We start from the raw sequence: 13578 nt of genomic DNA, 5'->3' as shown, positions 1-13578 counted from the left end.
CGGTCTTGCCCGCCGGCCATCTTCCCCTGCCGGGCTACACCCGCCCGTGCGGACGGGTGGTGGATGGTCCACCGCCCCGCCGCGTACGGAGGGCAAAGAGGATGGACAGGATCCTCATTCTCCTGATCCTGCCGCTGCAGACGCTCAGGCTGCTGCCCGCGCTTCCGGACCGCCGGGATCGGACCCATCCCCGTCGATCGGCCGCCGGCTTCTGCAACCGGCGCGGCCAGCGGCATCCGCCGAATCGGCATAGGGGGCGACCCGAGAAGGTCGCACCCCTGCCACACCACCCGGCATGCGGGTCCGCACCGGGCGGTTCGGGGGATTGAGGTCATGCGAACCTGGGCAGTCCGAGTTGGTCTGCCCATTTGATGGTGAGGACTGCATTGAGAAGCTTGCCGCTGTTGCCCCACCAGCGTCGGCCATTGGCCGCGATTTGTTGGGCGACGGCGGGCTTGGCCCCTCTGGCCGTCAGTTCCCGGAAGATGGTCTTCCCCCGCTTCCACTGCTTGAGCTGAATGGCCCGCAGCCGGTGGCGTATCCATTCGTCCAGCGTTCGCCGGACCTTTGGAGTTTGCGCCAGTCGGAAGTAGGCTTTCCAGCCCAGCAGGAAATCGCGCAGCCTCGCCACCACCGCGGCCATCGACCGTCCCGTCAGCCGGGGCGTCAGGTCGCGGATGTGGTCCTTGAACGCCGTGATCGCCTTGTCGGCGACCCTCCGCCTGACCTCTCCCTTCGGTCCGGCCCAGAAGGCATAGCCGAGGAATTTGCGGCCGAAGACGGGGGCCACGGCGCTCTTGGCTTCGTTCACCGTCAGGTGCAACCGGCCATGGAGGCGCCGCAGCAGGGCCATCACCCGCTCTCCCGCCCGACGCGACCGCACATAGACGTTGCAGTCGTCGGCGTAGCGGCAGAAGGCATGGCCCCGGCGTTCCAGTTCCTTGTCCACCTCGTCCAGGATCAGATTGGCCAGCAGCGGCGACAGCGGTCCCCCTTGCGGGGAACCCGTCCGACGCCGTGCGACCGCCCCATCGTCCTCCATGACGCCGGCATCCAGGTAGGCCCGCACCAGCCGGATGATGGCCGGGTCCGGGACCCTCTTGGACAGACGGTCGATCAGAAGGTCATGGTCGATCCGGTCGAAGAACTTCTCCAGGTCCACATCCACGACGATCCGCCGGCCGGACTGCACGAAGTTTTGCGCCGCAAGGACGGCGTCGTGCGCACTCCGGCCGGGACGGAAGCCGTAACTGTGGTCGCTGAAGCCGGGATCGAGGATCGGCTGGAGAACTTGCAGCATCGCCTGTTGGATCAGGCGGTCCGTCACCGAGGGAATGCCGAGTTCGCGCTCGCCACCCCCAGGTTTCGGGATCATCACGCGACGCACCGGCTGCGGCCGGTACGTCCCCTCCCGCAGGCTGTCGCGGATCGCCGGCCAGCGGCTCTTCAGCAGTGCGGCGGTCTGGTCGATGTCCAGGCCGTCCACTCCCGCTGCACCCCCGTTGGCCCGCACCTTCCTCAACGCTCGCAGAAGGTTCTCTCGCGCCAGGACCGCATCCAGCAGCCCCGGCCCCATGGCGTCCGTGTCCCGGCGCGGGCGCTCGGCTTCGTCACGACGGGCCTCCGGACGGGCTTCACCCGTCCTCCTCTCCCGCCTCCCGGATCGCTCCGGCATCTGACGCATGGCCTCACGCATCGTCGGGTGGACTCCATTCTCCCTCGTTCGGCCCTTCGGTCCGGCTCGCGCCTCGCCTACTATGGCCTCTGCTGACTTCCCGCTCCGGCTCGACGCCGTCGCCCTTTCAGGCGCAAGGCGGGATCTCCCCAGGTAAGAACGCGTTCCTTCGCTGCACGACCGCCGGATTTACGCCACCGACCCTTGGTCACAAGAGCTTCGCGGTTCCATGCCCGCTCGCCCTGGTCGGCACCGCCTCATATCCGGTTCTTGTTCATCGGCCCGCAGCTGCGATCCACGCTTCCTTCCCACGGTCGGTTGCCCTTCCGCAGTTGCGCTTCTCTTCGTTCGCCGTGACCAGCTTACGGAGGGACTTACACCCTCAAGAACGCGCCCATGCTGGGCGCACAAAGAAAACCGCCCGGAGGCGGGTGCCTCCGGGCGGTCCGGTGTTCCGGCGGGAGCGGGACGAGGGTCAGTCGTCGCGCTGGCCCAGGAACTGCAGCAGGAACTGGAAGAGGTTGACGAAGTCCAGGTACAGCGTCAGGGCGCCCATCAGGGCCAGCTTGCCGCTGGTCTCGTGGTCGTAGCCCTCGGCATACTCTTCCTTGATGCGCTGGGTGTCATAGGCGGTCAGGCCGGTGAAGACCAGCACGCCGATGATCGAGATCGCGAAGTGCAGAGCCGGCGACTGGAAGAAGATGTTCGCCAGGCTGGCGATCACGATGCCGATCACGCCCATCATCAGGAACGAGCCCATCTTCGACAGGTCGGCCTTCGTGGTGTAGCCGTAGAGGCTCATCGCCAGGAAGGTGGCCGCCGTGACGAAGAAGGTCAGCGCGATCGACGCCCCGGTGAAGACCAGGAAGATCGACGCCATCGACAGGCCCATCGCGCCGCAGTAGGTCCAGAAGACCATCTGGGCCGACGCGAAGGACAGGCGGTTGATCCCGAAGGACAGCACCATGATGAAGGCGAGCGGGGCCAGCATCACCACCCACTTCAGCGGCGTGCCGAAGATGGTGGCCATCAGGGCGGGGCTGGTCGAGACGAGAAAGGCGATCAGGCCCGTCACCGCCAGACCAACACCCATGTAATTGTAAACACGCAGCATGTGCTGCCGCAGGCCTTCGTCGAAGTAGCCCCGATCTATCGCGCGGCCCGCGGTCGCGTATCGGTTAAAGGTCGGGTCAGCCATGGTCGTACCCTCGGATGGAAATGGTAATTCCCGTTGCCCTGTCATATTGGCGAGGCAGCTATGCTGATCAACAGGAATCGGAAGCGAAGCCGTTGCATGACAAAGGTTTCATCTTCCGATCATGCACGGTGCCCGCCTTGTCCCGCTACTCGTTGCGCAACAGCGGGGCCGACGGCTGGCCGAGCGCCCGCCAGGTGCCGTAGAAGCCGAAGGCCAGCGTGACCGCGGTGCTGAGCAGCGCCGTCGACAGCACCGCCGAGGGCAGGAACACCCAGTCCCAATGCATCAGGAAGCGCAGCACCGCCCAGGCGGTCAGCGTCCCGATCACCCCGGCGATGGCCGCCGTGACCAGCCCGAGCAGCCCGTATTCCAGCAGGAAGGCGCGCAGCACGTCGCCCCGCGTCGCCCCCAGCACCTTCAGAACCACGGCGTCGTAGACCCGGCGGCGGTGGCCGGCGGCGACCGCCCCGGCCAGCACCAGCATGCCGGCGGCGAGCGTGATGGCGGCGGTGACCCGCACCGCGGTCCCGATGTCGGCCAGCATGGTGTTGACGGTGTCCAGCGCGTCGCGAACCCGCACCATCGTCACGTTCGGGAAGCGCTGCAGCACCGCGCGCTGCACCGCCGCCTCCGCCTCGGGCGTGGCGCGGACGGTGGCGATCCAGGTCTGCGGCGCCCGCTCCAGCGTGCCGGGGGCGAAGACCATGACGAAGTTGATCGACAGGGTGGTGAAGTCGGCGGCGCGGACGTTGGCGACCTCCGCCGTGATGGTGCGGCCGAGGATGTTGACGCCGAGCCTGGCGCCCGGGCCGATCCCGAAGGCGTCGGCGACGCTCTGGTGGATCGAGACGAGCGGCGGCCCGGCATAGTCCGCCGGCCACCAGGAGCCGGCCACCACGGTCGACTGCCGCGGCAGGCCGGCCGAGTAGGTGACGCCGCGGTCGCCCGACAGGATCCACTCCTGGTCGGGGCTCTTCAGCGCCTGTTCCGCCGGCGTGCCGTTCACGCTCTCGATGCGGCCGCGCAGGCTCGGCACCGCCTCGAACCCGCCGGTGCCGGGCACCCCGGCCACCAGCTCGCGCAGGGTGTCGCGCTGGTCGGGCTGGACGTCCACGAAGAAGAAGGCCGGCGCGTCCTTGGGGATCGTCTCGGTCACCCGGCGGGAGAAGTTGCCCTCGACCAGCGCGATGGCGACCAGCACCGTCAGGCCGAGGCCGAGCGACAGCACGACCGGCCCGGTCGGGTTGCCCGGCCGGTGCAGGTTCGCCAGCGCCAGCCGCAGCCCGGGCCGGCGCGGCCGTCCGACCCGCGCGGCGCCGGCGATCACCAGCGACGCCGCCCCACGGAAGGCGAGGAAGCTGGCGATGGAGCCGGCGACGAACCAGCCGGCGAACAGCTTGTTCTGCGCCGTCGCCACCGCCAGCGCGGCGAGCGCCGCGGCGACCAGCGCCATGGCGATCAGGTAAGGATAGCGCGGCCGGCCGCCGGCCGGGGAGATCACGTCGCGGAAGAGGGCGCCGGCCGGCACCTCCCGCGCGCGGCCGAGCGGCCACAGCGAGAAGGTCAGCGCCGTCAGGACGCCATAGACCGCCGCGACGGCCAGCGCGCCGGGATAGACGCCGATGCGGGCGGTCACCGGCAGGAGATCCTCCAGCAGCCGCCCGAAGGCGAGCGGCGCCAGCGCCCCCAGCGCCAGCCCGACGGCGATGCCGAGCGCCGCCAGGATCAGGATCTGCGCCAGATAGAGCTGGAAGACGAGGCCGCCCGGCGCCCCGACGCATTTCAGGATGGCGATGGTGCGGGCGCGGCCGTCGAGATGGCTGCGCACGGCATTGCCCACCCCGACCCCGCCGACCAGCAGGGCGGTCAGGCCGACCAGGGTCAGGAACAGCGTCATCCGCCCGATGAAGCGCTCCACCTGCGGGGAGGCGTTGGTATAGTCGCGCACCCGCCACGGCGCGTCGGGAAACCGCTCCTTCAGCGCCGCCTGCCATGCCGCCGGGTCGCTGCCGGACGGCAGGGCGACCTTGCTGTTCCAGTAGGCGAGGCTGCCCGGCTGCAGCAGCCCGGTGGCCTCCATGGACCCCAGCGCCACCATCAGCCGCGGCCCGAGCGAGAAGGCGTTGGAGGAGGCGCGGTCCGGCTCGCGCCTGATGACGCCGCGCAGCGTGAAGGCACCGTCGCCGACGAGGACCGTGTCGCCAAGCTTCAGCCCGAGACGGTCGAGCACGCCGTCCTCGACCACCGCGCCCCAGCGCCCGTCGCGCAGCGCGAGCGCGTCGCGCAGGCTGCCGCCGTCGCGCAGCGTCAGGTCGCCGTAGAGCGGGTAAGGATCGTCGACCGCCTTCAGCTCGACCAGGGAGGAGCGCGCCTCGCCGCCTCCCGCCTGATCCGGGGCGCGGGCCATGGCGCGCATCTCGACCGACTGCGACAGCCGGCCCGACGAGACCAGGAAGGCGCGCTGCTCGGGATTGGGCGGCGTGTAGAGCTGGCGGATCGCCACGTCGCCGCCGAGGATCGCCCGGCCGTCGCCTGCGAGGCCGTCGAGGATGCTGCGCGACACCGACTGGACCGCGGCGATGGCCGCGACGCCGAGCGCCAGGCAGGACAGGAAGATCCAGAACCCCTTCAGCCCGCCGCGCAGCTCCCGCCGCGCCAGACGGAGCGCCAGCGCCAGCGACCCCGCCCGGGATCCTGCCGCGGAGTCGGCAAGGGAGCTCATCTCATTCCCCCGCCACGCGGACGCGGCCGGCCGGCGCCGCCAGCCCGTCTTGCGCGGCGGCGCCATCCTCCGCAGCCGTGCGGTCATCGACGATCCGGCCGTCGACCAGCCGCACGGTGCGGTCGCAGCGCGCCGCCAGCGCCGGGTCGTGGGTGATCAGCACCAGCGTGGTGCCGCGCCGCTCGGCAAGGTCGAACAGCAGCTTCACGATGGTGGCGCCGGTGTCGATGTCCAGATTGCCGGTCGGCTCGTCCGCCAGAAGAAGTTTCGGCTCCGCAACGAAAGCGCGGGCAAGAGCCACGCGCTGCTGTTCGCCGCCCGAGAGCTGCCCCGGGTAATGGGTGACGCGATGGCCGAGCCCGACCGCCTCCAGCCCCTGGCGGGCGCGGTCGAAGGCGTCGCGCACGCCGGCGAACTCCAGCGGGATCGCCACGTTCTCCAGCGCGGTCATGGTGGGCACGAGGTGGAAAGCCTGGAAGACGATGCCCACATGATCGCGGCGGAACCGCGCCAGCCCATCCTCGTCCAGCCGGCCGAGGTCGTGGCCGGCGACCCGCACGGCGCCGCCGGACGGCCGTTCCAGCCCGGCCATCACCATCATCATCGTGGATTTTCCGGAGCCGCTGGGGCCGACGACGCCAACCCGTTCGCCGGCACCGACCCGCAGGCTGACCCCCCGCAGAATGTTGACGGGTCCGGCCCCGCTGTCCAATGTCAGGTGGACCTCATCGAGATCCACCAGCGCGGACGTGCTGGCGGCGGAAGCGGCCGGACGATCGGATCGGGACATCAAATGCGCCTCACGAACGAGCGAAAAGGACTTCCGCCATATGGCTCCGCACGCCGTCGTTTCAACGGACTGGCCGTCGCCCTTGCCGCCGCCGTCCTGGCGGGCGGCCTGTCGCCGCTGACCGGAGGGGGCGGACGGGCGATGGCGGCAAGCGACAAGCCGATCAAGCTGCTGGCGCTGGGCGACAGCCTCACCGCCGGCTATGGCCTGCCGGAACCGCAGGGCTTCACGGCGCAGCTCCAGAAGGCGCTGACCGCGAAGGGCTATGCGGTGACGGTCATCAATGCCGGCGTGTCGGGCGACACCACGGCGGGCGGCCTCGCCCGGCTGGACTGGGCGCTGGCCGACAGGCCCGACGCGGCGATCGTCGAGCTCGGCGCCAACGACATGCTGCGCGGGCTCGACCCCGGACAGGCGCGCGCCAACATGGACGCCATCCTGAAGACGCTGGCCGAGAAGCGCATCCCGACCCTGGTCGCCGGCATGCTCGCCGCCCCCAGCCTGGGCCGCGCCTACGGCGAGCGCTTCAACGCCATCTACCCGGACCTCGCCGGGCAGTACGGCGCGGCGCTCTACCCCTTCTTCCTCGATGGGGTGGCGACCGACCAGACGCTGAACCAGCCCGATGGCATTCATCCCAATGCCAAAGGCGTCTCGATCATCGTGGAGCGTATCCTGCCGCACGTGACGCGGCTGCTCGACAGCGTCAACCGGACCGGAGGCTGAGACTGCCCATGACGACGACGCCTGCGCCGGCTGACGAGGCGACCTTCCAGGCGGCGGCCGCCGCGGGAAGCGACTGGGGGCCGACCGTGAAGTCCTGCCTCGAGTCGCTGGGCCCGGTCGAGGGCTGCACCCTGGGCTTCCTCTACCTCACCGACGCGCTGGCGGACCAGGCGACCAGCATCGTCACGCTGCTGCGCGGGGTGACCGGCATCCCGCACTGGGTCGGCACCACCGGCATCGGCGTCTGCGCCAACGGCCACACCCTGTTCGACGAGCCGGGCATGGCGGTGATGGCCGCCCGCCTGCCGCCGGAGAGCTTCCACCTCTTCCCCATGCTGACGGAGGGGCTGGAGCCGCTGCGCCGCAAGGCCGGCCCCTGGCTCGACCGCCACGGCTCCTCCCTGGCGCTGGTCCATGCCGACCCGCGGACCAAGAACCTCGCCGGGCTGGTGAGCACCCTGTCGGAGGAGACCGGCAGCTTCCTGGTCGGCGGGCTCAGCGCGTCGCGCGGCAGCTTCCCGCAATTCACCATGCCCGGCGGCACGGGCACGGGGGCCGGCACCGCCGGCCCGGTGGCGGAGGGCGGCGTCTCGGGCGTGCTGTTCGCCCCCGACCTGCCGGTCGCCACCGCCCACACCCAGGGCTGCGTCCCCATCGGCCCGGCCCGCAGCATCACGGCCGCCGACGGCGACAAGGTGCTGGAGATCGACGGGCGCCCGGCGCTGGAGATCTTCAAGCAGGACATCGGCCCCGACCTCGCCGCCGACCTGCCCCGCGTCGCCGGGCTGATCTTCGCCGGCCTGCCGATCACCGGGTCGGACACCGGCGACTATCTGGTCCGCGACCTCGTCGCCATCGACCCGCGCGCCGGCTGGATCTCCATCGCCGAGGAGGTGCGGACCGGCCAGCCCATCCTGTTCACCCGCCGCGACCGCGCCAGCGCCGAGGCCGACATGCGCCGGATGCTGGCGGCGCTGAAGAAACGGGTGAGCACCCGGCCCAAGGGCGCCATCTACGTGAGCTGCATCGCCCGCGGCCCCAGCCTGTTCGGCAGCGGCGACAACGAGCTGGCCCTGATCCGCGAGGCCTTCGGCCCGATCCCGCTGGTGGGATTCTACGCTGCCGGCGAGATTTCCCATCAGCGGCTTTACGGCTATACCGGAGTCCTCACCCTGTTCCTGTAGGGAAATCCGATCCCATGCAATACCGTCCGCTCGGCCGCACCGGCCTGTCGGTCAGCGCCATCGGCCTCGGCACCATGACCTGGGGCCGCCAGAACACCGAAGCCGAGGGCCACGCCCAGATGGATTACGCGCTCGACCAGGGCGTGACCTTCTGGGACACGGCGGAGATGTACGCCGTGCCGCCCACCGCCGACACCTACGGCAGGACCGAGGAGATCATCGGCACCTGGTTCCGCAGCCGCGGCGGGCGCGACCGCGTGATCCTCGCCAGCAAGATCATCGGCATGCCGGGCGGCGGCTTCGGCTGGGTGCGCGGCGGCGCCTCCCGGCTCGACCGCGCCAACCTGTTCGCCGCGGTGGAGGCCAGCCTCGCCCGGCTGCAGACCGACTACATCGACCTCTACCAGCTCCACTGGCCCGACCGCGTCACCAACCGCTTCGGCACCCGCGGCTACACCCACCGGCCGGAGGCCGACGGCGTGCCGATCGAGGAGACGCTGGAAGCGCTGGACGAGCTGGTGAAGGCCGGCAAGATCCGCCATGTCGGCCTGTCCAACGAGTCGCCCTGGGGCGTCATGCGCTTCCTGCGGGCGGCCGAGCTGGGGCACGGGCCGCGCGTCGCCTCGATCCAGAACGCCTACAACCTGCTGAACCGGACCTTCGAGCAGGCGCTGGCCGAGGTCGGCCTGCGCGAGGAGGTCGGGCTGCTGGCCTACTCGCCGCTCGCGGCCGGCACGCTGACCGGCAAGTATCTCGACGGCGCGCTGCCGCCGGGCAGCCGCCGCGCCATCGACCACCGCGCGTCGCGCTATGCCACGGTCAACGCCGACGCGGCGACCCGCGCCTATCTGGACATCGCCCGCCGCCACGGCCTGTCGCCGGCGCAGATGGCGATCGCCTTCACGCTGCGGCAGCCCTTCGTCGCCTCCTCGCTGATCGGGGCGACGACGATGGCGGATCTGAAGTCCAACATCGCGGCGGTCGACGTCACCTTGCCGGACGAGCTGTTGAAGGAGATCGACGCCGTCCACGACCGGCTGCCCGATCCCTGCCCGTAAAGCCTCCGGGGTCCTTTCCCATGATACGTCTGTTCACCGCGCTCGACTTCCCGGAGGATGTCCGCGAGCGTCTCGCCGGCCTCGGCGGCGGGGTGCCGGGAGCGCGGTGGACCGAGCCGGAGAACCTGCACCTCACCCTGCGCTTCATCGGCGAGGTGCCGGACGACCAGGCGGCGGACATCGCCGCCGCCCTGTCGGCGGTGCAGGCGCCGGCCTTCGATCTGGTCCTGGACGGGGTGGGGGTGTTCGGCAACAGCCGCAACGCCCGCATCCTGTGGGCCGGGGTGGAGCGCAGCGAGGCGCTGTCCCACCTGCAGGCCAAGGTGGAATCGGCCCTGGTGCGTGCCGGCGTCCCGGCGGAGGAGCGGAAATTCTCTCCCCACGTCACGCTGGCCCGGCTGAAGGACGCCCCCCAGGAGCGTATCGGCCGCTTCCTGTCCGACCGCGGCCTGTTCCGCGCCGGCCCGGTGCGGATGGAGCATTTCACCCTCTACCGCAGCCATCTCGGCCGCACCGGGCCGGTCTACGAGGCGATCGGCGAGTATCCGCTCGGCTGAGGGACGCCAGCGATCTCCGGGCCAGCGACCCGCGGGCATGCTCTCCGGCAGCGATGCATCGGCTGCAGGCCACGTCTGCGCCGGCCGCCGTTCCGCCCTCCCTGCCTCCCGTCCGGCCTCCGACGGTACGTGACAATTTGTCGTCTGCCGTCCCGATCATCGGCCCGGGTTGTCACATTTTGACGAATGCCGATGGATACTGCATGTATAGGATGTGTATCCCCTTACCGCCCGATCCACTCAATTGTCTTCTCCCATAGACGGCTGAAGACATCGGTCCGTCCAGAATTTTAACGAGTTTAAAACCTGCAGGACTATCCTCGGAAATCTATTGTCGTTCATAGACAAGGCATATTCCGATGACGCTGGCCAATGTTCGCATCGTCAATAAAATCCTTATCGCATTGTCGCTGATGGCAGCGCTTGCGATCGGACTTTCCGGTACCGCGGTTCTGAAGGTCAGGGAACTGGACCAGATCTACAGCCGGCTGCTCGACGGCGAGACGACGGCATCCCTGTGGCTCGCCCGCTCCAACTCGCTCCTCAACGTCACGTCGCGCGACATCTACGCGATGGTCATCGAGGACGATGCCGCGAAGATCCGGGAGGCGGTCAGCGCGCTGGACAGCGACATGAAGGGCATGTTCGAGCGGCTGGACAAGGTGGCCGCCGCCGTTCCCGCCCTGGCGGCCGACCTCCGGTCGCTGCGGCAGCATCTGGAGGGCCTGCAGCGCACCGCCGACGAGGTGAAGGCCGAGGCGCTGAAGAACAACGACGAGGTGGCCCACCGCATCATCGTCGACCGGTTCGACCCCGAATACCTGACCTCGCGCGCGCAGTACCGCGCGATGATCGACAAGCTGGACAAGGCCGCGCAGGCCGCCTCCGACCAGGCGTCGGCCGACGTGGCGTCGGCCAGCAACTGGATCCTCGGCGTCGCCGTCGTCGGACTGGTCCTGTGCTTCGGCACCGCCATCCTGCTGGTCCGCCGCACCATCGCCGGCCCCATCGAGCGGATCACCGGGGTGATGCACAGCCTCGCCTCCGGCCGGCTCGACGTGGCGGTCGAGGGCGGCGAGCGCGGCGACGAGATCGGCGGCATGGCGAAGGCGGTCCAGGTCTTCAAGGACAACGCCATCGAGCGCGAGCGGCTGGAGGCCGAACAGGCCGCCGAGCAGGCCGCCAAGGAGCAGCGCACCGCCGCCATCGAGCAGATGATCCGCAGCTTCGACCGCAAGGTGTCGGACGTGCTGGGCGAGGTGGCGTCGGCCGCCAACGACCTGGGCTCCACGGCGGGCAGCATGGCGTCGCTGGCCAACCAGACCAACCAGCAGGCCTCCGCCTCGGCCGCCGCGGCGGAACAGACTTCGGCCAACGTGCAGACCGTGGCGGCGGCCACCGAGGAGATGGCGGCCTCCATCCAGGAGATCAGCCGTCAGGTCTCGCGGTCGAACGAGATCGCCGTGCAGGCGGTGCGCGAGGCGCAGGACACCGGCGGCTCGGTGCGCAGCCTCGCCGAAGCCACCTCGCGCATCGGCGACGTGGTGAAGCTGATCCAGGACATCGCCAGCCAGACCAACCTGCTGGCGCTGAACGCGACGATCGAGGCGGCCCGCGCCGGCGAGGCCGGCAAGGGCTTCGCCGTGGTGGCGAGCGAGGTCAAGGCGCTGGCCAACCAGACCAGCAAGGCCACCGAGGACATCGCCAGCCAGATCGCCAGCGTGCAGATGGCGACGCAGAGCACGGTGACCGCCATCCAGGGCATCGGCACGACCATCGGCACGATGAGCGAGATCGCCTCGGCCATCGCCGCCGCCATCGAGGAGCAGAACGCCACCACCGGCGAGATCACCCGCAACGTGCAGCAGGCCGCCCAGGGCACCGAGGAGGTCAGCAGCAACATCGTGCAGGTGAGCAGCGCCGCCACCGAGACCGGCTCCGCCGCCAACGCGGTGCTGAACGCGTCGGACGACCTGTCGCGCAAGGCGGCCACCCTGCGCCAGGAGGTCGAGACCTTCCTGTCCGGCATCCGCGCGGCCTGATCCCATCCGTCAGCCGCCGGACAGGCAGACGGGCCGCTCCCGACGGGGGCGGCCCGTTCTTCATTGCGCGGGAGGCGTCCGGCCCTACAGCGGCAGCCCGCGGATCATCCGCGGCAGCTCGCCGACGATCCCCATGGCATGGCGCATGAAGAAGCGCTTGACCGGCGGCAGGCGGTTGACCACCGCCATGCCGACGTCGCGCGCCAGCTTCACCGGGCCGATGTTGTTGGAGAACAGGTGGACCAGCCCGTCGCAGACCGCCGCCAGCAGCACGGTGTCGAAGCGGCGCCAGCGCTGGAAGCGCTCCAGCACCGCCGGGCTGCCGACGTCCAGCCCGAGCCGGTGGGCGTCCACGATCACCTCCGCCAGCGCCGCCACGTCGCGCAGGCCGAGGTTGAGGCCCTGGCCGGCGATGGGGTGGATGGCGTGCGCCGCCTCCCCCACCAGGGCCAGCCGCTCGGCGATGAAGCGCTCGGCCAGCAGCACCGACAGCGGCCAGGCCTCGCGCCGGGTCAGCAGCTCGATCTCGCCGAGATAGCCGCCGGAGCGGCGCTGCAGCTCCTCGATGAACTGCTCCTCCGGCATCTTCAGGTACATGTCGACCAGCGAGGACTTCTCGCTCCACACGATGGAGCAGCGGTTCCCCGTCATCGGCAGCACGGCGAAGGGGCCGTTGGGCAGGAAATGCTCCACCGCCACGCCGTTGTGCGGTTCGGAATGGCCGATGGTGCAGATGATGGCGCTCTGGTCGTAGGCCCAGCGCCGCACCCTGATCCCGGCCCCGTCGCGCGCCATCGAGCGGCGGCCGTCGGCCCCCACCACCAGGCGCGCCGTCACCACCCGGCCGTCCTCCAGCGTCACGCGGGCGCCGGTCCGGTCGCGCTCCACCGCCACCGCGCGGGCCGGCGCCAGATGGACGAGGTTGGGCAGCTCCGCCGCGCGGGCGAACAGGGCGCGGCGCATGTCCTTGTTGTCGACGATCCAGCCGAAGGGCCGGTGCTCGCCGTCGATCGCCAGCTCAGTGTGGTCGTAATGCACGAAGAGGGGCGAGAACTGGTCGGCGATGCGGATGTCCAGCATCGGCCCGGCCTGCGGCTCCATGTGCCGCCACACCCCGGACCCCTCCAGCACCTTCATCGAGGCATAGGCGATGGCCGTGGTGCGGATGTCGAACGCGTCGCCGGCCTTGCGGTCGGGGCTGTCCTGGTCGATGCACGCCACCGGAACGCCGGCGGTGGCCAGCGCCGCCGCCATGGTCAGCCCGGCAAGCCCGCCGCCCAGCACCACGACTTCCGTCGCAACCACGCCGGTCTGGTCCCCACCGGACGCCGTCCTCGCCGATTCGGCCATGTCGATGCTGCCTCTCTCCTGCGCGCCGCCGTCCGGGGCGGCGCTCCTTTTCGCGCAGAGACAATTGTCTCGTCTCCGCCGCTTGTCCAGCGTCACCGCCGAGGCACCACCGGACCGATTGTCGCTGCACATAAACAGGGCAGATGGCGTATCTTTGAGCGGGGTTCGCGCCAAAATTCCGCCCGCCGCCGAAGTTATTCAACCGGCACGGTTCTTGAAACCGTTGATTTTTGCGGACGGGGCGAACACGCTCGCACCAGGACGGCTGACGATCCG

General features: G+C 70.2%; 9 protein-coding genes and 1 pseudogene. 5 read left to right on the top strand and 5 right to left on the bottom strand.

Features of this window, described 5'->3' with window-relative positions; genetic code table 11:
- Nucleotides 1-331: 331 nt before the first annotated feature.
- From ltrA to DEW08_RS07305, 4 genes are all read right to left on the bottom strand, one after another.
- Nucleotides 332-1486 (bottom strand): group II intron reverse transcriptase/maturase, encoded by a 1155-nt coding sequence (gene ltrA, locus DEW08_RS07325; protein ID WP_245986462.1) that lies wholly within the window; start codon nucleotides 1484-1486, stop codon nucleotides 332-334.
- A 664-nt stretch (nucleotides 1487-2150) separates the two neighbouring features.
- Complete coding sequence (locus DEW08_RS07315) at nucleotides 2151-2873, bottom strand: Bax inhibitor-1/YccA family protein (protein WP_109325799.1); 723 nt, start codon at nucleotides 2871-2873, stop codon at nucleotides 2151-2153.
- A gap of 145 nt (nucleotides 2874-3018) precedes the next feature.
- Complete coding sequence (locus DEW08_RS07310; protein ID WP_109329619.1) at nucleotides 3019-5595, bottom strand: ABC transporter permease; 2577 nt, start codon at nucleotides 5593-5595, stop codon at nucleotides 3019-3021.
- 1 nt (nucleotide 5596) lies between these two features.
- The gene (locus DEW08_RS07305; protein ID WP_109329617.1) at nucleotides 5597-6385 is read right to left on the bottom strand and encodes an ABC transporter ATP-binding protein; all 789 of its coding nucleotides are present in this window, start codon (nucleotides 6383-6385) and stop codon (nucleotides 5597-5599) included.
- Nucleotides 6386-6526: 141 nt separating this feature from the next.
- Here DEW08_RS07305 and DEW08_RS07300 point away from each other — a divergent pair, with 141 nt between their 5' ends.
- The 5 genes and pseudogenes from DEW08_RS07300 to DEW08_RS33720 form a co-directional block, all read left to right on the top strand.
- A complete protein-coding gene (locus DEW08_RS07300) occupies nucleotides 6527-7111 on the top strand; it encodes an arylesterase (RefSeq protein WP_245986461.1) in 585 nt (194 codons plus the stop codon).
- Nucleotides 7112-7119: 8 nt separating this feature from the next.
- On the top strand, nucleotides 7120-8295 hold the full coding sequence (locus tag DEW08_RS07295) for an FIST signal transduction protein (protein ID WP_109325797.1): 1176 nt from the start codon (nucleotides 7120-7122) through the stop codon (nucleotides 8293-8295).
- A gap of 14 nt (nucleotides 8296-8309) precedes the next feature.
- Nucleotides 8310-9353, top strand: a complete 1044-nt coding sequence (locus DEW08_RS07290; protein WP_109325796.1) for an NADP(H)-dependent aldo-keto reductase — start codon at nucleotides 8310-8312, stop codon at nucleotides 9351-9353.
- A gap of 20 nt (nucleotides 9354-9373) precedes the next feature.
- A complete protein-coding gene (thpR, locus tag DEW08_RS07285) occupies nucleotides 9374-9910 on the top strand; it encodes an RNA 2',3'-cyclic phosphodiesterase (protein ID WP_109325794.1) in 537 nt (178 codons plus the stop codon).
- 1037 nt (nucleotides 9911-10947) lie between these two features.
- Nucleotides 10948-11952, top strand: a pseudogene (locus DEW08_RS33720) (methyl-accepting chemotaxis protein); the annotation flags it as partial.
- Between the two features lie 84 nt (nucleotides 11953-12036).
- Here the strand turns inward: DEW08_RS33720 and DEW08_RS07275 are convergent.
- Complete coding sequence (locus DEW08_RS07275) at nucleotides 12037-13302, bottom strand: UbiH/UbiF/VisC/COQ6 family ubiquinone biosynthesis hydroxylase (RefSeq protein WP_109325793.1); 1266 nt, start codon at nucleotides 13300-13302, stop codon at nucleotides 12037-12039.
- Nucleotides 13303-13578 lie beyond the last annotated feature (276 nt).

The sequence above is a fragment of the Azospirillum thermophilum genome (assembly GCF_003130795.1).
Classification (GTDB): Bacteria; Pseudomonadota; Alphaproteobacteria; order Azospirillales; family Azospirillaceae; genus Azospirillum; species Azospirillum thermophilum.
This window is presented reverse-complemented; position numbering and strand designations above follow the sequence as displayed.